The sequence below is a fragment of the Providencia sp. PROV268 genome, from assembly GCF_028477805.1.
GTDB classification, from domain to species: Bacteria; Pseudomonadota; Gammaproteobacteria; order Enterobacterales; family Enterobacteriaceae; genus Providencia; species Providencia stuartii.
The window spans coordinates 59,893-80,582 of the sequence record NZ_JAMPLW010000019.1 but is presented as its reverse complement, the minus strand read 5'-3'; the positions used below and the strand labels follow the sequence as shown (position 1 = coordinate 80,582).

20 protein-coding genes are annotated in these 20,690 nt (G+C 42.0%); 7 read left to right on the top strand and 13 right to left on the bottom strand.

Annotated features, from left to right (window positions below; genetic code table 11):
• Positions 1 to 16: 16 nt before the first annotated feature.
• The 9 genes from recO to rpoE all read right to left on the bottom strand — a co-directional run bounded on the left by recO (position 17) and on the right by rpoE (position 8,370).
• Positions 17 to 745, bottom strand: a complete 729-nt coding sequence (gene recO, locus PR699_RS14655; protein WP_004921473.1) for a DNA repair protein RecO — start codon at positions 743 to 745, stop codon at positions 17 to 19.
• Positions 746 to 761: 16 nt separating this feature from the next.
• The gene (gene era, locus PR699_RS14650; protein WP_004921475.1) at positions 762 to 1,670 is read right to left on the bottom strand and encodes a GTPase Era; all 909 of its coding nucleotides are present in this window, start codon (positions 1,668 to 1,670) and stop codon (positions 762 to 764) included.
• Positions 1,667 to 2,347, bottom strand: coding sequence for a ribonuclease III (rnc, locus tag PR699_RS14645; RefSeq protein WP_004921478.1), 681 nt, complete (start codon positions 2,345 to 2,347; stop codon positions 1,667 to 1,669). Before rnc ends, era begins: the two co-directional genes overlap by 4 nt.
• Positions 2,348 to 2,621: 274 nt before the next feature.
• Positions 2,622 to 3,593, bottom strand: coding sequence for a signal peptidase I (gene lepB, locus PR699_RS14640; protein ID WP_004921482.1), 972 nt, complete (start codon positions 3,591 to 3,593; stop codon positions 2,622 to 2,624).
• Between the two features lie 17 nt (positions 3,594 to 3,610).
• Positions 3,611 to 5,407 (bottom strand): translation elongation factor 4, encoded by a 1,797-nt coding sequence (lepA, locus tag PR699_RS14635; RefSeq protein ID WP_036943946.1) that lies wholly within the window; start codon positions 5,405 to 5,407, stop codon positions 3,611 to 3,613.
• A 228-nt stretch (positions 5,408 to 5,635) separates the two neighbouring features.
• On the bottom strand, positions 5,636 to 6,100 hold the full coding sequence (gene rseC / locus PR699_RS14630) for a SoxR-reducing system protein RseC (RefSeq protein WP_014656334.1): 465 nt from the start codon (positions 6,098 to 6,100) through the stop codon (positions 5,636 to 5,638).
• Between the two features lie 3 nt (positions 6,101 to 6,103).
• The gene (gene rseB / locus PR699_RS14625) at positions 6,104 to 7,054 is read right to left on the bottom strand and encodes a sigma-E factor regulatory protein RseB (RefSeq protein ID WP_004921489.1); all 951 of its coding nucleotides are present in this window, start codon (positions 7,052 to 7,054) and stop codon (positions 6,104 to 6,106) included.
• The gene (gene rseA / locus PR699_RS14620; RefSeq protein WP_014656335.1) at positions 7,054 to 7,680 is read right to left on the bottom strand and encodes an anti-sigma-E factor RseA; all 627 of its coding nucleotides are present in this window, start codon (positions 7,678 to 7,680) and stop codon (positions 7,054 to 7,056) included. The genes rseB and rseA overlap by 1 nt, the downstream gene beginning before the upstream one ends.
• Before the next feature lie 111 nt (positions 7,681 to 7,791).
• Positions 7,792 to 8,370 carry an RNA polymerase sigma factor RpoE gene (gene rpoE / locus PR699_RS14615; protein ID WP_004921494.1) on the bottom strand — a complete coding sequence of 193 codons (579 nt, stop codon included), beginning with the start codon at positions 8,368 to 8,370 and terminating at the stop codon, positions 7,792 to 7,794.
• Positions 8,371 to 8,840: 470 nt separating this feature from the next.
• Between rpoE and nadB the strand changes: the two genes are divergently transcribed.
• The gene (gene nadB, locus PR699_RS14610; RefSeq protein WP_014656336.1) at positions 8,841 to 10,442 is read left to right on the top strand and encodes an L-aspartate oxidase; all 1,602 of its coding nucleotides are present in this window, start codon (positions 8,841 to 8,843) and stop codon (positions 10,440 to 10,442) included.
• 31 nt (positions 10,443 to 10,473) lie between these two features.
• On the opposite strand, the gene PR699_RS14605 is transcribed toward nadB, so the two are convergent.
• On the bottom strand, positions 10,474 to 11,202 hold the full coding sequence (locus tag PR699_RS14605; RefSeq protein ID WP_014656337.1) for a tRNA1(Val) (adenine(37)-N6)-methyltransferase: 729 nt from the start codon (positions 11,200 to 11,202) through the stop codon (positions 10,474 to 10,476).
• 164 nt (positions 11,203 to 11,366) lie between these two features.
• Between PR699_RS14605 and PR699_RS14600 the strand changes: the two genes are divergently transcribed.
• The 4 genes from PR699_RS14600 (at position 11,367) to srmB (ending at position 15,997) form a co-directional block, all read left to right on the top strand.
• Positions 11,367 to 12,098: an IclR family transcriptional regulator gene (locus tag PR699_RS14600; RefSeq protein ID WP_014656338.1), complete on the top strand. Its 732-nt coding sequence runs from the start codon at positions 11,367 to 11,369 to the stop codon at positions 12,096 to 12,098.
• 2 nt (positions 12,099 to 12,100) lie between these two features.
• Positions 12,101 to 13,018 carry a formimidoylglutamase gene (gene hutG / locus PR699_RS14595; protein ID WP_014656339.1) on the top strand — a complete coding sequence of 306 codons (918 nt, stop codon included), beginning with the start codon at positions 12,101 to 12,103 and terminating at the stop codon, positions 13,016 to 13,018.
• Between the two features lie 271 nt (positions 13,019 to 13,289).
• Positions 13,290 to 14,495, top strand: a complete 1,206-nt coding sequence (gene gltS / locus PR699_RS14590) for a sodium/glutamate symporter (protein WP_014656340.1) — start codon at positions 13,290 to 13,292, stop codon at positions 14,493 to 14,495.
• Positions 14,496 to 14,653: 158 nt separating this feature from the next.
• The gene (gene srmB, locus PR699_RS14585) at positions 14,654 to 15,997 is read left to right on the top strand and encodes an ATP-dependent RNA helicase SrmB (RefSeq protein ID WP_014656341.1); all 1,344 of its coding nucleotides are present in this window, start codon (positions 14,654 to 14,656) and stop codon (positions 15,995 to 15,997) included.
• A gap of 27 nt (positions 15,998 to 16,024) precedes the next feature.
• On the opposite strand, the gene PR699_RS14580 is transcribed toward srmB, so the two are convergent.
• Together PR699_RS14580 and grcA are read right to left on the bottom strand one after the other, a co-directional pair.
• Positions 16,025 to 17,482 carry an ankyrin repeat domain-containing protein gene (locus PR699_RS14580; RefSeq protein ID WP_014656342.1) on the bottom strand — a complete coding sequence of 486 codons (1,458 nt, stop codon included), beginning with the start codon at positions 17,480 to 17,482 and terminating at the stop codon, positions 16,025 to 16,027.
• Between the two features lie 161 nt (positions 17,483 to 17,643).
• Positions 17,644 to 18,027, bottom strand: coding sequence for an autonomous glycyl radical cofactor GrcA (gene grcA, locus PR699_RS14575; RefSeq protein ID WP_004921525.1), 384 nt, complete (start codon positions 18,025 to 18,027; stop codon positions 17,644 to 17,646).
• Between the two features lie 320 nt (positions 18,028 to 18,347).
• Here grcA and ung point away from each other — a divergent pair, with 320 nt between their 5' ends.
• Positions 18,348 to 19,028, top strand: coding sequence for a uracil-DNA glycosylase (ung, locus tag PR699_RS14570; RefSeq protein ID WP_004921528.1), 681 nt, complete (start codon positions 18,348 to 18,350; stop codon positions 19,026 to 19,028).
• Positions 19,029 to 19,093: 65 nt separating this feature from the next.
• Here ung and grpE read toward each other — a convergent pair whose 3' ends face one another.
• The gene (gene grpE / locus PR699_RS14565) at positions 19,094 to 19,684 is read right to left on the bottom strand and encodes a nucleotide exchange factor GrpE (protein WP_004921530.1); all 591 of its coding nucleotides are present in this window, start codon (positions 19,682 to 19,684) and stop codon (positions 19,094 to 19,096) included.
• 101 nt (positions 19,685 to 19,785) lie between these two features.
• Between grpE and nadK the strand changes: the two genes are divergently transcribed.
• Complete coding sequence (gene nadK, locus PR699_RS14560; RefSeq protein WP_040133505.1) at positions 19,786 to 20,685, top strand: NAD(+) kinase; 900 nt, start codon at positions 19,786 to 19,788, stop codon at positions 20,683 to 20,685.
• Positions 20,686 to 20,690: the final 5 nt, after the last annotated feature.

The following is a 20,690-nucleotide window of genomic DNA, read 5'->3' as shown; positions in this document are numbered from 1 at the left end:
GTCGGTCACACTTAGCTCATGATTTTGGTGTATTACCAACAGGGGGCTTAGTAAATTGTCGGAATAGTTCGCGGCTCTTTAGCGGTTTTCCACCTAAATAGGGTTTCAAGGCTATACGAGTAAAGCGTTTAGCCGCTCTCAGTGTGTCACTGTCGGGGAATTCGCGTGCTGCCAAGGCTTTAAGGTGTTTACCAGTAAAACTAAGTTGGTCGATGACTAAACTACCAATAAAACCTTTTTCTTCTCGATAACGGTAAGTCATTGTGTCTGAAACAGGCTCGCCACTACCTGCGCAATGAAGAAAATCAACACCGTAACCAAGGTAGGATAACAAGGCTAGCTCAAATTGGCGTAACGCAGCTTCAGGTGTGTGTTCACTAGCAGCAAGTAATTGTAAGCAAGAAAGGTAATCAAAGAATAATGCTGAATACGGAGTACCAAATTCAATGACTCTCGTCACTAATTCATTGAGATATAACCCACTATAAAGTACGGTTCCCGTTAGTGGTAATGAGAGTGAAATAGGATCTGCATGGGTTAATGTTTTAATCTCACCTTTGCCACCCCAGCGGATTAACAAAGGTGTAAAGGGCTGCAAGCAGCCCCTAAAAGGTGAACGGTTTCGGCGAGCCCCTTTTGCTAATAAGCGGATTTTGCCTTCCCCTTCAGTGAAGAAATCGACTAATAAGCTCGTTTCACTAAAGGGTCTAGAATGGAGTACAAACGCACGTTGCCAGCCACTCACAATTTCACCAATAAATTTATTTTAGGTCATCAACATAGCCTAAGCTGCGTAATGCACGTTCATCATCCGCCCAGCCAGCTTTCACTTTAACCCACAGTTCAAGGTGTACTTTGGTATCAAACAGCTTTTCCATATCGATGCGGGCTTCCGTACCGATTGTTTTAAGCTTACTACCTTTATTACCAATCACCATTTTCTTTTGGCCTTCACGTTCAACAAGGATCAAGCCATTGATATGGTATCCTCCCCTTTCCATCATTTTGAACTGCTCAATTTCAACAGTCACAGAATAAGGAAGTTCATCACCTAAGAAACGCATCAATTTTTCACGAATGATTTCTGATGCCATAAATCGCTGAGAGCGGTCGGTAATATAATCTTCAGGGAAGTGATGCTCAGCTTCAGGAATGTGCTGCTTAACAATTTTTGCAATCGTATCAACGCCTTTACCTTTTTCAGCACTAATTGGCACAACGTCCAAAAAGTTCATTTTTTGGCTGACAAAGCCAATATGCGGTAACAGCACTGTTTTATCCGTGACATTATCAATTTTGTTAATTGCTAAAATCACAGGGCAGCGAAGACCTTTTAATTTGTTGAGTACCATTTCATCGTCGTCAGTCCAATTCGTGCCTTCTACGACAAAAATAACTAGCTCAACATCCCCTATTGAACTTGAAGCTGCACGGTTCATCAAACGATTGATTGCTCGTTTTTCTTCAATATGCAGGCCTGGCGTATCCACATAGATGATTTGATATTCATCTTCAGTATGGATCCCCATAATACGGTGGCGCGTCGTTTGAGGCTTTCTCGACGTAATTGAAACTTTTTGCCCCAATAGCTGGTTTAATAGCGTTGACTTACCGACATTTGGTCGCCCAACAATAGCTACAAAGCCACAGTGGGGTAATTTTTCACTCATTCAATCTCCAAAATTTTCAATGCTTGCTCCGCAGCGGCCTGCTCAGCTTTACGTCGACTTGAACCAACCCCGTTAATAGGTTGTTCAATACCACTGACTTGGCAGTGGATAGTAAATTCCTGATCATGAGCCTCACCTTTAACTTGGACAACGATATAGTTAGGCAAAGGCAAATGACGCCCCTGTAGATATTCTTGTAGTCTCGTTTTCGGGTCCTTTTGCTTGTCACCCGGGCTGATTTCATTCAACCTAGTTTGATACCAATCTAAAATAATTTTTTCTATTGTTTGGATATCACTATCGAGAAAGATCCCCCCGATCAATGCTTCCACTGTATCAGCGAGGATAGATTCACGGCGGAAACCGCCACTTTTTAGTTCGCCTGGCCCTAAACGTAAACACTCGCCAAGCTCAAATTCACGAGCAATTTCCGCCAGTGTATTTCCGCGCACTAGCGTTGCTCTCATGCGACTCATATCTCCTTCATCCACTTTCGGGAAGCGATGATATAAATCATTTGCGATCACAAAACTTAAAATAGAATCGCCAAGGAACTCTAGGCGCTCGTTATGCTTACTGTTTGCACTGCGATGCGTAAGCGCCTGAATTAAAAGATCGTGTTGATTAAACTTATAACCAAGTTTTCGTTGCAATTGCTCAAGTAAAGAGGGGTTCATGCGCGTTCAGCCATTTCTCTGATTGACAAAAAAGCACACGCAACAGACCTGTAAAAAACAAAACTGTTGCGTTTGCACTGACTCTTAACGCTTTTATCTTTCATTTATATAATAGAACTAAGCTTAAAATTCAGCATAACACTATTAATGAATAAAATGATAAGAGTTAATTAAGAAGCCAATAAATATTAATTTAAATTATATTGTACACTGAGATAAACAATAATGCTTCGGTTTATACGGGTTTTCACACGAAAACCCGTATAAATCTACCTTATGAACCTAGTGGCCCAATTCGGCTAAAGCGAATACCTGTCGGCCATTCACCTTCTTGTTTCTCAAGACTTAGCCAGATAAATACAGCGCGACCAACCAAATTTTGTTCCGGAACAAAGCCCCACATACGGCTGTCTGAGCTGTTATCTCGGTTATCCCCCATCATGAAGTAGTGTTTCTCAGGTACAATCCACTCATTTGGCGGCATATTAGGCTGTATGTAACGAGATTCCGTAATGGCCTGACGAATAATCAGAATCTGGTGCTCGACGGTATCAAGAGTTTCACTTCTTTGATATTGACGTAATGCATTTCTTGGCAATGGTTCGTCAAGAGGAATTTCATAGTTACCTTTTTGGCTATCGACCAAAGACTCCACATTGAAAAACATGGTCCACTCACTCGGCGCTAACGGACCATATTTTATTGGAAGTTGTTTCGTACAGTTATTATCTGCGCAATTCGGATAAATTGTCAGCTCTTTAGCGTTTGGATCATAAACAATTTTATCCCCCGGTAAGCCAATAACCCGTTTTACATAATCAATTGTTGGATTTTCTGGATATTTAAATACGGCAATATCACCACGCGCAGGTTTTCCCGTTTTAATTAACGTCGTTTGCGTAATGGGATCTTTTAGACCATAAGCAAACTTCTCAACCAGCATAAAATCCCCAACCAACAACGTTGGCATCATTGACCCAGATGGAATTTGAAAGGGTTCATAAATAAATGAACGAACCACCAATACAATCGCTAATACTGGGAAAATCGAGGAGCCTGTTTCAACCCACGATGGACGGCGTACAGCTTTATCCATCTCATCTTGAGTTAATGAGCCTTGACTCACTTCCTGTATATGTTTGAGCTTTTTCTTCCGCTCAGGCGAAAATTTAAAGCGATCTAAACACCAAATAATCCCCGTAATCACTGTCGCCAGTGTTAGGATCAAGGCAAAGGTGTTAGCCATTGAGACTCCTTGTAATTTTAGTTGTCTTTACCAACATGCAAAATAGCGAGGAAAGCTTCTTGAGGTAATTCAACATTACCCACTTGCTTCATGCGCTTCTTACCTTCCTTCTGCTTCTGCAACAGTTTCTTCTTACGGCTAACATCACCACCATAACATTTAGCCAGTACGTTTTTACGCAATTGTTTAACGGTAGAGCGAGCAATAATATGGTTACCAATTGCAGCTTGGATCGCGATATCAAACTGTTGACGAGGGATTAAATCCTTCATTTTTTCAACCAATTCACGACCACGATACTGTGAGTTAGCTCGGTGAGTGATCAATGCCAAGGCATCCACACGCTCGCCGTTGATCATAACATCAACACGAACCATGTCTGACGTTTGGAAACGCTTAAATGCATAATCCAAAGAAGCATAACCACGAGATGTTGATTTCAAGCGATCAAAGAAATCCAATACCACTTCTGACATTGGAATATCATACGTTAATGAAACTTGATTACCATGATAGACCATATTTGTCTGAACGCCGCGTTTTTCCACACAAAGTGTAATAACGTTGCCAAGATACTCTTTAGGCATCAGCATGTGACATTCAGCAATTGGCTCACGCAACTCTTCGATATTATTCAATGGTGGCAACTTAGCGGGGCTATCGACATAAACGATTTCACCGTTCGTTTGCACAACTTCATACACAACGGTCGGAGCCGTGGTGATCAGATCTAAATTGTATTCACGCTCTAAGCGCTCTTGAATGATCTCCATATGCAGCAGGCCAAGGAACCCGCAACGGAATCCGAAGCCAAGAGCACTAGAGGTTTCAGGCTCATAAAAGAGTGACGCATCATTCAAGCTCAACTTGCCTAGTGCATCACGGAATGCTTCATAATCGTCTGAACTGACTGGGAATAAACCTGCATAAACTTGAGGTTTAACTTTTTTAAACCCAGGTAATGCTTTATCAGCAGGATTACGAGCGCCCGTTAAAGTATCCCCGACAGGTGCCCCTGTGATATCTTTAATCGCACACACTAACCAACCAACTTCACCGCAACTGAGAGAGTCGCGATCAATTTGTTTTGGTGTGAAAATACCAAGACGATCCGCGTTGTACACTTGGCCCGTGCTCATCACCTTAATTTTATCGCCTTTGCGTAACGTACCGTTTTTAATACGGATAAGTGATACAACACCTAAATAATTATCAAACCATGAGTCGATAATAAGCGCCTGTAAAGGTGCCTCTGCGTCACCTTCTGGCGCAGGGATAGATTGCACTAAACGCTCAATAACATCTTGAACGCCAATCCCCGTTTTTGCCGAGCAACGTACCGCATCATGCGCATCAATGCCCACAATATCTTCAATTTCTTCTGCAACGCGTTCAGGATCAGCCGCTGGTAAGTCGATTTTGTTCAACACAGGAACAACTTCAAGATCCATTTCAATCGCTGTATAGCAGTTAGCTAGCGTTTGAGCTTCAACCCCTTGCCCAGCATCAACAACGAGCAGCGCACCTTCACAGGCAGCTAATGAGCGTGATACTTCATAAGAGAAGTCAACGTGGCCTGGGGTATCGATAAAGTTCAATTGATAGGTCTCACCATCGGAGGCCTTATAATCCAGCGTCACACTTTGCGCTTTGATTGTAATTCCGCGTTCACGTTCTAAATCCATAGAGTCTAGAACCTGAGCCGCCATTTCTCTGTCCGTTAAACCACCACAAATCTGAATAATACGGTCAGACAACGTGGATTTACCATGGTCGATGTGAGCAATGATAGAAAAGTTTCTTATGTTATTGATTTTCAAGGTAATATCTTCTTTTAAATTGCCTACAAAATCAGCTCTGCATAAATAGGTATCGCAGAACTAAAATGCTATGATTATCACAAGATTACTAATTAGCTGCATTTTACATAGAAGATCTCTGTAACACAAAGGTTCAATGTAAAACAACTGTAAACTATGCGGGTTTTTGCTAGATAGGAGCGCTGAACTCGCCAAACCGCCTATCAAGCAAGGCGGTTTCACTCAGCAATCAACTTGAACTGACAGTTCGTTGGGGGGTAAGCCTATTTGTAAGATAACTGGTTGAAATGCAGTCTCATCCCGCCAATAAGAGGCGATTTTACGCGCTAAAAAGAAGCCTAAAAAGCCACCAGCGACACCAGAAAGAGCAACCCAGACTTGTTCAAACCCCGCTAATTGTACTAACGCTGCAACCAGAAATAGGCCAATCAACGGGGTTAAATAAACGAGCATAGCAGAGCGCAGCAAACTCCCTTCAGGAATTCCAACCTCCACTTTTTGCCCAACAACTAAAGGTTGCTCAATGTCAACTTCGAGCTGATGTTCGGTATTTGGCCCTATTTTACTCAATGCGTATGAACCACATGCCGCGCGCGCGCTACAGCTACCACACCCAGAAGAAGCCCCATAACGCAATAACGCCCTTCCTTGGTGCCAACGAATAACTGTTGCCCACTCTTTTATCATCATCTACTCCTGAAAACGAATGCTTGCAGCGACTTGCTGTGCCGTTGATAACGGCAGTTCACCTATTATGGTAATCACATTTTGTTTCTGAGTCATTGTATAAATTGTGCGGCGGCCATTTTGGACTGGTTGTTCTAAAGGCAAGCCTTGCTCAGCTTTAGTGACATTAACCGAAAAAGTGAATAAGCCATCACTAAATAATGCGCTCTCTACCTCATCATTTTCGGCAAGTTTACGTTTTGAACGAGAGACTTCTTCAAACCCAGGAGGTAAAAGTCCAACACGCCATTTAAATGACGGACGATTATCCTGAGGGGAGACTAGCAGCGGTGGTAAATTAATCTTACTTAAATTCACCAGAGAGTCATTCACCGTTTTGCTGTCTAGCACTGTTGAAATGACGCGAAACTGTTCTAACGTTTGGTTATTGTTATCTAAGAGATCGACCCGTAATGGCAACTTATTTTCTTCATCAATCAGAAGAACATAATTAAAACGAGAGTTATCTTTAGAAATAATGCGAATGACGAGTGAAGGCTTATCACCGATATGGGTTCGCCCCGCATCGATAAAATTATAGTACGGTTTGATTTTGTCATAATCAGCAAATAATACCGAAGGCAAATTATCGACAATATGCTTCCCATTTAAGCTGAAGGCATCAAAACCGGGTTCAAAATAACTGATCCTTTCCCCTTTTTGCACTATTTCACGCCGCGTAGAATCCATTTGGATCATTTGAGAGACAGGAACATTATTAATGATCCCATGTCGATAACGGACAGGCACGATGCTTCTGGGACTAAAGGACATAAAAGACATTTCGTAGGAAAGATTTTGGGCAGCGCTCCCCATCTCTTTAAAGAGAGCTTCGGCATCTTGTTGAGATGCCGAAGCTTGATTAGATAAAATCAGGCTGCCCGCCAGGCAGATGACGGATAACCACTTATTCATTAGCGCGCTTTAGCTCCAGCGGGTGCTGTAGTAATATCATCATTATCATGATATTGCTGATTAAGCATTGAACGTCTTTCAATTTCATATTGCTGTAGCATTGCATTTACACGCTGATTTTGTTGCTCAACTTGTTGCATTTGTTGCTCGTTACCAAAAAGTTGACCATCAGAGAAATTTAAACTCACAGGTGCGCCTGCTCCAACGGGAACGGTGTTAAACACAGGTTCATCAATCACCGATTCCGTTGAATTACTTTGATTATACTGCTGCACCCCAACGATAACAGCAAGGGATACACATGCTGCAACACCAATTTGGGTGATTTGACTTGCCCATGGACGAATTTTTTGCCAGAACGGCATCGCGCCCCATGTTGCAGGTTCAGGCTGTGACTCAACAACTACCTGAGGATTAATACGCACAACTTCATTCTCTAATGCTGCGGCGACTTTACCCGCTATGTCAAAATTGATGACATCAGGTGTGTCATTACGCAGAGTATCACGAATAAGATGATAGCTCTCCCAACGTTTTTGTAACGTTGAATCACATGAAATGGCATTTAACAGTTCTACATCTAGAACTTCGCCATCCATCATTGCGGAAAGTTTCTCTCTTTGCATGCCCGAATACCTTCAGTTAATTGCATCACAATTACAGTTTAATGCCCTGATTTCGCTATTTTTTGCACGTTATCTTGTGTTCCAAAAAACAATTCAATAAACACAAACATATTAGTGCTGCTGGATCAGTGGCTGTACTTTATTATCAATAGCTTCTCTTGCTCTAAAGATACGCGAACGCACGGTGCCTACAGGACAATCCATGATCTCGGCGATCTCTTCATAGCTTAAACCATCAAGTTCTCTGAGTGTTATTGCCATTTTTAAATCTTCAGGTAACGACTCAATGGTTCGAAAAACTACTTTCTTCAATTCATCAGACAACATTAAGTTCTCTGGGTTCGATATTTCTTTCAAAGCGCTTGCAGTTTCGTAGTTTTCTGCATCGCTTGCTTCAAGATCTGACGCGGGTGGGCGCCTATCTTGAGCGACTAAATAATTTTTAGCCGTGTTTACCGCAATACGATATAGCCAAGTATAAAAAGCACTATCACCGCGAAACGACCCTATCGCACGATAAGCTTTGATAAAAGACTCCTGAGCAACGTCAGGTACATCCGCTTGTGGTACATAACGGGAAACCAAGCTTGCAACTTTGTGCTGGTATTTTACAACCAGTAAGTTGAACGCTTTTTGATCGCCCTTTTGGACTTTTTCGACCAACATCTGGTCCGTTAGTTGCTCGCTCATTACTGGGAAAATCTCCCGCGCTCAGGCTGTAAATTTGTTAACTTGATCATGTCTCCCTTCCTAAAGCAAGCGTTACTTTGAGTAGTAAAAACAAGTGAAGTTCAATTTAATACATAAAAATAGTAAAAAATTGACAAAAAACCGTGTGACTACCGATAGAGGATCTAAGTGATCCTAATTAATTTATCGCTAATTTATACATTATTCTACGTATCACACCGCTTTATTTACCCTAAGTACCAAACCTGACTCAACCCCCTAGTAGATATACAAGGCTGAACGCTATTTCACAAATAGCATTGCCAAGCCTGATAGGCTAACATGAAACTTCCAATAGATACTATACTGTGACTGCTCTCTGCCGTAAACGGCTAGGCCTGCCACTTCTTAGGGCGCAACCGTCTGTATAACGGGTTTTATGCTGCCCCTTATGGGTAGAAACGACGAGTATATACAACATGCAAACACTTATGAACGATCCCACACAGCATTACACTGATATTCTGATTATTGGCAGCGGTGTCGCTGGGCTTTCCGCCGCTTTACGACTTGCTCCTTTTCATAAAGTTACTCTCCTAAGTAAAAGCACACTCAATGAAGGGGCTTCTTATTACGCACAAGGTGGAATTGCAGCCGTTTTCGATAATACCGACAGCATTGAATCCCATGTAGAAGATACTTTAATTGCAGGCGCAGGTATTTGTGAAAGAGAGGCCGTCGAATTTATCGCCTCGAATGCCAAAGAGTGCGTTCAGTGGTTAATTGATCAAGGCGTACTATTTGACACGGAAGTGACTGAAACAGGTGAAACCCAATATCACCTCACTCGCGAAGGTGGACACAGCCATCGCAGGATCCTTCATCATGCAGATGCAACTGGCAAAGAGGTTGAAACGACTCTCGTCAACCTCGCTTTTGCGCATCCGAATATCCATGTTAAAGAGCGCTATAATGCGGTTGATCTCATTCGCTCCGATAAGATCGGATTAGCAGGCGAAAGCCGTATTGTCGGTGCCTATGTTTGGAATCGGCAAAAAGAGCACGTTGAAACGATCCGAGCAAAAATCGTTGTTTTGGCTACAGGCGGCGCCGCAAAAGTCTATCAATACACAACAAATCCCGACATCTCTTCTGGGGATGGCATTGCGATGGCATGGCGTATTGGATGTAGTGTCGCTAACTTAGAATTCAATCAATTTCATCCAACCTGCCTCTTTCATCCGCAAGCTCGCAATTTTCTATTAACGGAAGCCTTACGTGGTGAAGGAGCCTATTTGAAACGCCCTGATGGAAGCCGTTTCATGCCCGACTATGATCCACGCTGTGAATTAGCGCCGAGAGACATTGTTGCGAGAGCGATCGATCATGAAATGAAACGCTTAGGTGCTGATTGCATGTACCTTGATATTAGCCATAAACCCGCTGATTTTATTCAAAGCCACTTTCCTACCATCTATGAAAAACTGATAACACTTGGTTTGGATCTGACGAAAGAGCCGATCCCCATTGTACCCGCAGCCCATTACACATGTGGCGGTGTCAGCGTCGATCAAAACGGTATGACCGATATCCCCAACCTTTATGCCATTGGTGAAGTCAGTTATACAGGGTTACACGGAGCCAACCGCATGGCATCTAACTCGCTGTTAGAGTGCCTCGTTTACGGATGGTCCGCCTCACAGCATATTTGCCATGCGATCACGCAGATCGAGGATATTCCCGTTCTCCCTGAATGGGATGATAGCCGTGTACACAACTCAGATGAGCAAGTTGTGATTCAACATAACTGGCATGAGCTACGCCTATTTATGTGGGATTATATGGGGATCGTACGAACCACTAAGCGTTTAGAACGCGCCTTGCGACGCATCCATTTGTTACAGCAAGAAATTCACGACTATTATGCCAATTTCCGTATTTCTAATAACTTACTTGAACTGAGAAACCTCGTCCAAGTGGCTGAACTGATGGTTCGCTGCGCTTTAGAGCGTAAAGAGAGCCGCGGGCTACACTATACGTTAGACTACCCTGATCTGCTGGAGCATTCAGGCCCCACCGTACTCAAACCGTAATCTCATACCTAGCCAACCTGAGGGTTGGCTATTAATATTTCAAATAAAAATCCCGAATAAGCCGCTGAAAGTCTTCAGTATAGATGTTATTGTCTGCTTCTTTTAACACTAACGTTGAAATTTCTGGCTCAACTAATTCCCGCTTTAATCCCAACAACATACGGTGAAATGGCGTCGTTGCTTTATCTCGAATATTAACGCGATAAGCAGTAAACCAGCCATTACGATGCGCCATAAGCTCAACTTTTTCACCGACATCATAGGGTAATACAAGGCAAAATAGGCCATCTGTGGTTAAACAATCCATCGCACTATCTAATAATGCCTGATGGGTTAACGTCGCGGTATAGCGAGCTTGCTCTCGTTGTTCACTACTGCATGATACTGATGGCTCAAAATAAGGTGGATTACTGACAATCAAATCATACGCTTTTTGCCTTGATACACTAAACTGCGTTATATCTTGCTCAAAAACCTGTAGCCTCTCTCCCCACTTTGACTCAGCGAAATTCTCCTGTGCCTGTTGAGCCGCTGCTTTATCTAGTTCAACAGCATCAACGGTCATTTGCTGATTGCGTTGTGCGAGCATTAGCGCAATGAGTCCACTGCCGCTCCCTATATCTAACGCCTTTTTAGCCTGCTGAACAGGTGCCCATGCGCCAAGTAATACTCCATCGGTTCCGACTTTCATAGCGCAACGGTCATGACCAACAAAAAACTGCTTAAAGGTAAAACCACCTTTGCGATAGCTTTTTTTCACGTTATTCAACCACTCTAAATCGTATATTAATCAATCAATCTTTCATTATGTGACAATTTAAGAATGCAAATTTTACACTTTTTCTACAAAATAATTCTCACATTATGAGAATATTATTTGAGCATCAAAATTTTTACTGCTAAGTTCGAAAAAAAGGGGATACCATGAACAGTATTAACAGGACATTGAATATTTTATCTTACATCACTGCAAGCGCGGCTCCGGTAACTCCGCAAGTGATTTCTAACGCATTAAATATTCCAGTTTCTACTGTTTATCGATTATTAGCCATTCTCATAAATTGGGAATTTGTGACCCATGCAAAACAATATGGCACTTACACTGTTGGTGCGCAGAGTATCAAAACTCAAGAAAAATACTATCACCACAGTTTACTCATGAATTCATCCCAACTAGAACTCCAAGCTCTGAGTAAAAAGACCCAAGAAACGGTCGCTATTATTACATCAAACCTATGTGAAACTATCTGTGTTGACATGATTGAGAGTTCACAAGCCTTACGCTGCTCTTTTGTCATTGGCCGTGGTAATACTCTAATTAAAGGCGCTAGCGCGAAAACCTTGCTCGCCTTTCGAGATGAAGACTACCAATCATTAGTATTTGAAACTCATAAAGAACAGTTACCCTCCCCTGAAAGTATAACGCAATTAAAAAATGCACTGATGCAAATCCGCCTGCAAGGATATGGCGTTTCATGCAGTGAAATAGATGAAGGAGTCTTAGGCGTTTCAGCCCCTATTTTTAAAGGAAACGATGTGATTGCCGTCGTCTCTGTGATGGCACCTGAATTTCGTTCAACCCATCGAGTTGACGAGTTTATCTCTGAGACCTGCAAAGCAGCTCATAACATGACTAAACTAATTAATATGGAGTAATTATGGCAGCACCTTTTATCTGGCAAGGCCGTACTGATGGTGATACTGAGGAGCACCTACGTATCCATCAAGTCATGAATAAAAATACCCCTGCACAGTTTGCTTTAATTGGTTTTGCATCTGACGAAGGCGTTAGGCGCAATAAAGGACGGCTCGGTGCCAAAGCAGGACCTGATGCAATCCGTCAGCAGTTAGCTGGCCTTCCGATACATCACCCCTTGTCCATCCGTGATGCCGGCACTGTTCGCTGTGACGATGGCGATTTAGAAGCAGCGCAACGTCGTCTTTCGGATGAACTTATCAATATTTTATCATCAAATCAGACCCCCATTGTTTTAGGTGGCGGTCATGAAGTGGCTTTTGCCAGCTTTCAAGGACTGTTTGACTTCATCGCTCAAACCCAGCCTACAAAAACAATAGGTATCATTAATTTTGATGCGCATTTTGATTTACGAACGGCACCTGAAGCCACTTCCGGCACACCTTTTTTACAATCGGCACACTTATGCCAGCAGCATCATCGCCCATTTAATTATCTCTGTTTAGGTATTGCTGATCATGGTAATACGAAAGTGTTATTTGATACGGCGGATAAATTAGGTTGCCAATATATTCGTGATAAAGAACTAAATCACAGTCAATTACCTAAGGCCATAGAGCGGCTTCAACAGTTTATTAATAACGTCGATTATTTATATGTAACCGTTGATCTGGATGTCTTTTCTGCCGCAATTGCGCCTGGAGTCAGCGCTCCCGCAGCGAAAGGGATCACTACTGAGATCTTTGATGAACTGTTTTCGATGATTAAAGCCAGCAACAAAATTGCACTCTTTGATATTGCAGAGTGCAACCCAGAATTCGATATCGATAATCATACTTCAAAATTAGCAGCTTATTTGATTTACCAATTTTTATTCTAATAAACACAATAACGCGACTGATAAATCGCCCGTCGACTCAATTTGTAGCGATATAACAATAACAGTATTTGAAAAAGTACTGACAAAAAATAAAGCGGCAATGATAGATCTCTAGCATGTTCTTCTTTAGTTAATCAGCTAAGTAGAAATAGGCTTTGGGATTTCAAAACTGTCGCTAGGCAGCGTACAAGCAACCTTTAAAGTATCAATAAGGGTGCGGTTAGCCGCTAAAGACGACAAATTGCGAAAGCGGGCACACCGGGAAAATTATATGACATTACAACTAGACACATTATCTACACTCCTGCTTACTGTATTGTGCCTGCTTATGGGCATCCATTTAAAAAAACGTATCGAATGGCTACAACGTTTTTGTATCCCATCCCCAGTAATTGGTGGCTTCTTAGTAAGCCTGATTATTTGGGGGCTAAAATCCTTTAATTTAGCTGAAATCCAATTTGACACGAGTTTGCAAACCTTCTTAATGGTTGCCTTCTTTACCACGATTGGTATTGATGGCAGCTTTCGCATTCTCAAAAACGGCGGTAAGCTCCTGTTTATTTATCTGTTTATTTGCTGGTTTACAGTGATCTTCCAAGATACGTTTGGTGCCGGACTGGCGCATTTATTAGGCATTGACCCAGTCATTGGCGTTATGGCAGGTGGTGTTTCATTAACAGGAGGCCATGGCGGTGCTGCTGCATTTGGTCAAATGGCAGAAGGCTTAGGTGTGCAGTCCGCGACGGTTGCGGCGATTGCAGCGGCAACTTTTGGTTTAATCACCGGTAGCCTACTAGGCGGCCCCATTGCCTCTTTCCTGATTAAAAAATATAAGGTGACCATCCAAGCAGATGAGTCAGTGCAAAGCCCAAAAGTAACAGAAACCATTGCAGGTAAGATTGAGTCCATTGACGCCCATGCCTTTTTGAAAATGCTCGCTTTGGTACTCGGGATCATGGTAATTGGTCAATTCGCATCTGCACAATTTACCAAAGCAACGGGCTTCTCTTTGCCTAGCTATGTCGGTGCTATGATTATTGCGATTATTATTCGTAATATTAATGACCAAGTTAACCTATTTAAAATCAACCAAAAATCTGTTGATTTAATTTCTGAGGTCTCTCTCGGCCTATTCTTAACCATGGCAATGATGTCGCTAAAAATTTGGGAGCTCAAAGACGTTGCCTTACCACTCTTTATTATTCTATTCGCCCAAGTGGTTGTCCTCGTTCTATTGGTTGTATTCGTGATCTTTAAACTTTTAGGCAAAGATTACGATGCCGCTGTTATGTGTGCTGGATTAATGGGGCATGGATTAGGAGCGACACCTAATGCAATGGCAAATATGTCCTCTGTGTGCGAACGCTATAAACATGTCTCAATGAAAGCGTTCATGATCGTTCCGCTAAGTGGTGCTGTTTTAATTGATTTAGTTGGTATCCCTTATCATACTTGGTTAATTAATATCCTCAGCTAACCCCCATCGCGTGCTTTTCACCTCGGAAAAGCACGCTTTCTGGCAATATCACTGCCCGTTGAAACTTAAAACAGGTACACTTTGCTAAAAGATCGATATTTTCTGATGAACAATTTGGCTAACCTGTTTATAATCAGCGCCCCAAATAGAGGTATATCATGACTGCAACCACATTTACTGAACTTGAACTCGATGAAAGCCTGATCAACGCGCTGGCAGACAAAGGCTATGAACGCCCAACTGCAATTCAGGCTGCCGCTATCCCTGCCGCAATGGATGGGCGTGACGTTTTAGGTTCAGCCCCTACTGGTACGGGTAAAACCGCCGCATTTTTGCTGCCAGCCATCCAACACTTACTTGACTTTCCAAGGAAAAAGTCCGGTCCTCCGCGAGTGCTGATATTAACACCAACGCGTGAGCTAGCCATGCAGGTTGCAGACCAAGCAAAAGAGTTATGTGCACATAACCATCTCGATATCGCTACGATTACAGGCGGTGTCGCGTATATGAACCATGCTGAAGTTTTTAGCGAAAACCAAGATATTGTTGTCGCGACAACAGGCCGCTTGCTTCAATACATCAAAGAAGAAAATTTTGACTGTCGCGCCGTTGAAATCCTGATCCTTGATGAAGCTGATCGCATGCTCGACATGGGCTTTGCCAATGACATTGAAACAATTGCAGGTGAAACACGCTGGCGTAAACAAACTATGCTGTTCTCTGCTACCCTTGAAGGCGAAGCTATTCGTGATTTTTCTGAACGACTGCTAGAAGATCCTGTTGAAATTGATGCCGAATCGTCTCGTCGCGAACGTAAAAAAATACAACAGTTTTACTATCGTGCCGATAATTTAGAACACAAAACAGCCTTGTTGTGCCATCTGCTAAAACAAGAGGATGTGACTAAATCCATTGTTTTTGTTCGTAAGCGTGAGCGTGTCCGTGAAGTCGTACAATGGTTACGAGATGCAGGTATTGAGTCTTGTTATCTTGAAGGAGAAATGGCTCAAGCGAAACGTAATGAAGCCGTTCGTCGTTTAGTGACAGGGCAAGTCAAAGTACTCGTAGCGACCGATGTTGCATCGCGAGGACTTGATATCGATAATGTCAGTCATGTCTTTAACTTTGACATGTCGCGCACCGCTGATGTGTATCTCCACCGTATTGGTCGTACCGGTCGTGCAGGCCGCAAAGGCACCGCTATTTCACTGATAGAAGCTCATGACTATCCGCTGTTCGGTAAAGTCAGCCGTTATATTGAAGACTCCATTAAAATGCGAGTCATCGATAGTCTACGCCCAAGCACCAAAGCACCTTCAGAATCTATGATGAATAAACCAAAACCATCTAAGAAAGTGCTCGCAAAACGTAAAGAGAAAAAGAAAAAAGAAGAAGAGTCCAAAAAGAAAACCAAAGTTCGTCATCGTGACAAAAAGAACATTGGCAAACGCCGTAAACCAAATTCCTCTTCTACGGCACCAACTCGCGATAACGCTGAATAATGCAACTAACGGGCTACGGCCCGTTTTTTATTGCATCATTATCATCTGCAATTTTTCACGCATTCTTTTTCCTTGCGCAGATAACATATCCACTTTAATCATATGGTTTACTAAAACATCACGGCAATCATACCCCTGATAGTTTTTAATACGCCAATCAGCACCTTGGCTCAGCAGAAACTCAGCAACTGATAACGCATGGCTCCCTAATGCATCATGTAACGATGTGTTACCTAAATCATCTACTGCGTTGATTTCTACCCCTTCAGCTAATAAAACTTCCAGTTGCTCTAACCTTCCTGACTGCGCCGCTAAATGCAAATAAGTGCGATTTTGTGGCAATGACGTTTTTCTGATTTCATCTGTATAAGCAGAACTCAGAAGAATTTTCATAAAGCGAGGATCAGTCGAACGAACGGCATACCCTAGTAGCTCATTAAAATTCGCTGGTTTATTTCTCATTGAAAGCAAGGTAGAAAATTCAGTCACATTGCCTTGCTTAATACTGTTTTCACAGCTGTTTTGCCAATCTGCCAGAGTGCTGTCATGACTCAATGCAAAATTGCAGCTAAATTCTTCTAACTGTGTATTAAAATCATCATTAACCATCGCCTGTTTATTTACCCACGGTGTAAAATGACACATCATTTTGAGAATTTTTGGCATCGTATGGGCGATAAAATTACGTGTTAACAGACGATGAGGGAGCCAATCCCGCCATGTTTTTTCCCCTTTATAGTAATCCAACACAATTTTGTTACCTAAGGCGGGAGGAAATGGCATTACTGACTGCAACAAATCTAACCAATCATAACGAACCACATAAAAGCGAACGAGACCATCCTTTGCCACTTGTTTTGCGGTGTCGTAATCCATACCAATCTGCTTGATAGTATTCGCAGAAACACCAGCAGAGCTAAAGGCGATGCAAGGTGTCTGGCTTGCAAGAGCTGCAAATGTGGCTAATCCGCCGCCTAAAGAGTGACCTATACAAATCATATTCCCTTTAGAGACCCGATGTAGAATGTTGGTTAAATTTACCGCTTGAAAATATTGCGGTTCAAAGTAGCCCAGCCCTTGTCGTAAATCAGCATAGAAATCAACGAGTTCATCAGAACCAGCAAAACTAATAATATACAAATCATTAAAGCGACAAATATTAGCTTCAAAACCTGTTGATTTATCGCGTAGTAAGCTTGGATCAATGCCAATTTCTTTGAGTTGCAGAGCATTAAGGCGCTCAACACCATGCAGATTTTTCCAATCTTTAAGATAGACCCCATAAGCAATTAACCCAATAAGATAATCATGCGATTGAGCATGTGGGCCTAAAAGTTGTTTTGGCGATAGCGTCTGCGTCCATTGATTTTGTTCAGAGCACAGTGCCAATACACCACTTTTTCTCTGATAGATATTAATGCTTTCTTTAATTAACGATATTTCATTTAATGAGTTAGTTTGGATACTCTGATTGATAGAAGACATAGACTCTCCCCATTGAAGATGTGATAAGGGAGATCATTAAAGGCGAAATTTCAGCAGGGAAAAAGAATGTACTTTATTAGAGAAGAATAAAAAAGCCATTGAATTCAATGGCTTTTTGAATTAATTTTAAACTAATACTTCTACCTTGAACAATACAACAATTACAGGCTTTCAGTAAAAGTACGAGTGATCACGTCACGTTGTTGTTCTGGTGTCAGAGAGTTAAAACGCACTGCATAACCAGAAACACGAATTGTTAACTGTGGATATTTTTCAGGGTTTTTCACCGCATCTTCTAAGGTTTCACGGCTTAAAACGTTGACATTAAGGTGTTGACCACCTTCAACACGGACTGTTGGCTTAACTTCTAAAGGTACTTCACGGTACTCAAAAGCACCTAACTCATCCTTAGCAACAATTTGTCCTTCGTTATAATCTGCTTTTGCACAAACACAACGCGCTTCATTTTTCTCTTCATCAAGTAACCAAAAAGAGTTCAATAGCGCTGCATTGTCAGTTTTAGTAATTTGAATACCAGTAATCATGTCGACCTCCACGTTCGGGTAGGATTGGGATCAATCCACTCATTTGACTGCCAATAAAATATTTGGTCTAACCAATGTTTCTACACACTATATACCAGCTAGAACCCTCAGCTTCTTTGATATTTATCAACAATTTCAAGGGGTAATTAACCGTCATTCACCCAACACTATGTTTTAAATCAATTTTTATTATTTATAAAAATCAATTTTTTTAGTTATTTTTAAAAAATTTTTTAATCAAATAGACAAAAGCTCGCCTTTATCTCTTGGGTCTTAAACTGTAAGCTTATAGACATAATTTGTTTGTTATAGGAATTTTCATGTCAAACACACCTACTTGGCACGACGTCATTGGCTCAGAAAAAACACAGGCTTATTTTAAAGACACGCTTGCCTATGTGGCGAACGAACGTCAAAAAGGAAAAATTATTTATCCCCCACAGCAAGATGTGTTTAACGCCTTTAGATATACCGAGCTTGCCGATGTTAAAGTCGTCATTTTGGGTCAAGATCCTTATCATGGTCCGGGTCAAGCCCATGGCTTATCTTTTTCGGTTCTTCCGGGAATTAAGCCCCCTCCCTCATTGGTCAATATGTACAAAGAGTTAGAAAACGACATCCCTGGGTTTAAACGCCCCAATCATGGCTATCTGCTGAGTTGGGCGCAACAAGGGGTGCTCTTGTTAAATACAGTATTAACCGTAGAGCAAGGCAATGCGCACTCTCATGCCCATTTAGGGTGGGAAACTTTTACAGATAAAGTGATTGCTGCCATTAATGAGCATAGAGAAGGCGTTGTTTTCTTGTTGTGGGGTTCACATGCCCAAAAGAAAGGCCGTATCATTGATACTAAGCGCCATCATGTACTAAAAGCCCCTCACCCATCGCCGTTGTCAGCTCACCGGGGTTTTTTAGGTTGTGGGCACTTCTCACAAACGAATCAACTATTGCAGCAGCAAGGGCTTGAAGCCATCGATTGGACGCCTGTTATCGAAGCTTAACTTTTTGAGTGACAAAAAAACCGGGTCGCTATTGCTCACCCGGTTTCAATTTAGTTATGCGTTAATTACTTAGAAACGATAACCATTGCAGGTCTTAATAAGCGACCGTTTAAAAGATAACCTTTTTGCATCACATCAATCACTTGGTTTGGTTGATGGTCAGGCGATTCAACCATTGTCATTGCTTGATGGACTTCAGGGTTAAAGGCCACATTGGACTCACCAACGACTTCAATACCAAATTTCCCGACAGCACTTAAAAAGGTTTTAAGAGTTAAATCTAAGCCTTCTAACATTGCTTTTGATGTTTCGCTTTCATGATCAGCGGCATCAATAGCACGTTCTAAGTTATCAATCACGGGTAACAACTCATTTGAAAACTTTTCAAGCGCAAATTTATGCGCTTTTTCAATATCTTGTTCCGTACGACGACGGATATTTTCAATTTCAGCATGTGCACGTAGCATCGCTTCGCGCTCCACTTTTTGTGACGCTGCGAGTTGTTCTTCAAGCTCAGCAATACGCGCTGCTAACGCTTGTACTTCTGCCTGTGGATCCGCCTGCTGCGCTTCTTGCTCTTGCTCTAACTCCGACTTTTGCTCTTCATTTAGCTCAGGGGCTTGCTCATCATGCATGTTTTGTTCTTTACTACTCATGAATTTCTCCGCGTATTTAGCATTAATCCCATTTATTAGAGTATTATGGGGATATAAAACAGGGATTCAAGGGACGTCACGCAATGAGAGGCCAAAAAATTATGCGTAAGGGTAATAACACGCAAAAAACAAATTTTCGAACTATCGGTATTGTGGGGCATCCACGTCATCCCGAAGCTTTAGCGACCCATGAATTAATCTATAATTGGCTATTATCTAAAAATTATCATGCCATTATTGATAAACAAGTGGCCAAAGATTTAAAACTACAAAATGCGAACACAGGTAACCTTACAGAGATTGGTCAACAGGCTGATTTAGTTATTGTTGTTGGCGGTGACGGCAACATGCTAGGGGCTGCTAGAATTCTATCTCGCTACAATAATAAAGTGATTGGTGTTAACCGCGGGAACCTTGGATTTCTCACTGATCTTGACCCTGATAATGCTTTACAGCAATTATCTCGCGTGTTGGATGGCGAATATCATGAAGAACAACGTTTTTTGCTAGAAGCACAAGTAATAAAACCGAATCAGAAAGCACGAAAAAGTAGCGCAATTAATGAGGTGGTATTACACCCCGGTAAAGTCGCTCATATGATTGAATTCGAAGTGTACATTGATGATCGTTTTGCCTTTTCACAACGCTCTGATGGGTTAATTATCGCCACTCCGACAGGCTCGACAGCCTATTCACTCTCTGCTGGAGGGCCAATTCTCACACCAAATCTTGATGCAATTGTACTCGTCCCTATGTTCCCACATACGCTCTCTTCACGCCCATTAGTGATCAGCAGTGATAGTCGTATTCGCCTGAAATTTTTACGCAGTAATATTGACTATGAAGTGAGCTGTGATAGCCAAATCATGCTTCCTATACAAGATGGTGAAGAAGTCGTCATACAGCGTAGTAATAAAAGTTTAAATCTTATTCACCCAAAAGATTATAACTATTTCAATACGTTAAGCTCAAAATTAGGCTGGGCCAAAAAAACTTTCTAATTTTT

What these genes read in the sequence shown, in the direction of transcription:
- era (WP_004921475.1), bottom strand. Translation starts at nt 1,670, where the DNA reads ATGAGTGAAAAATTACCCCACTGTGGCTTTGTAGCTATTGTTGGGCGA.
- rnc (WP_004921478.1), bottom strand. Translation starts at nt 2,347, where the DNA reads ATGAACCCCTCTTTACTTGAGCAATTGCAACGAAAACTTGGTTATAAG.
- lepB (WP_004921482.1), bottom strand. Translation starts at nt 3,593, where the DNA reads ATGGCTAACACCTTTGCCTTGATCCTAACACTGGCGACAGTGATTACG.
- rseC (WP_014656334.1), bottom strand. Translation starts at nt 6,100, where the DNA reads ATGATAAAAGAGTGGGCAACAGTTATTCGTTGGCACCAAGGAAGGGCG.
- rseB (WP_004921489.1), bottom strand. Translation starts at nt 7,054, where the DNA reads ATGAATAAGTGGTTATCCGTCATCTGCCTGGCGGGCAGCCTGATTTTA.
- rseA (WP_014656335.1), bottom strand. Translation starts at nt 7,680, where the DNA reads ATGCAAAGAGAGAAACTTTCCGCAATGATGGATGGCGAAGTTCTAGAT.
- rpoE (WP_004921494.1), bottom strand. Translation starts at nt 8,370, where the DNA reads ATGAGCGAGCAACTAACGGACCAGATGTTGGTCGAAAAAGTCCAAAAG.
- nadB (WP_014656336.1), top strand. Translation starts at nt 8,841, where the DNA reads ATGAACGATCCCACACAGCATTACACTGATATTCTGATTATTGGCAGC.
- PR699_RS14600 (WP_014656338.1), top strand. Translation starts at nt 11,367, where the DNA reads ATGAACAGTATTAACAGGACATTGAATATTTTATCTTACATCACTGCA.
- hutG (WP_014656339.1), top strand. Translation starts at nt 12,101, where the DNA reads ATGGCAGCACCTTTTATCTGGCAAGGCCGTACTGATGGTGATACTGAG.
- gltS (WP_014656340.1), top strand. Translation starts at nt 13,290, where the DNA reads ATGACATTACAACTAGACACATTATCTACACTCCTGCTTACTGTATTG.
- srmB (WP_014656341.1), top strand. Translation starts at nt 14,654, where the DNA reads ATGACTGCAACCACATTTACTGAACTTGAACTCGATGAAAGCCTGATC.
- PR699_RS14580 (WP_014656342.1), bottom strand. Translation starts at nt 17,482, where the DNA reads ATGTCTTCTATCAATCAGAGTATCCAAACTAACTCATTAAATGAAATA.
- grcA (WP_004921525.1), bottom strand. Translation starts at nt 18,027, where the DNA reads ATGATTACTGGTATTCAAATTACTAAAACTGACAATGCAGCGCTATTG.
- ung (WP_004921528.1), top strand. Translation starts at nt 18,348, where the DNA reads ATGTCAAACACACCTACTTGGCACGACGTCATTGGCTCAGAAAAAACA.
- grpE (WP_004921530.1), bottom strand. Translation starts at nt 19,684, where the DNA reads ATGAGTAGTAAAGAACAAAACATGCATGATGAGCAAGCCCCTGAGCTA.
- nadK (WP_040133505.1), top strand. Translation starts at nt 19,786, where the DNA reads ATGCGTAAGGGTAATAACACGCAAAAAACAAATTTTCGAACTATCGGT.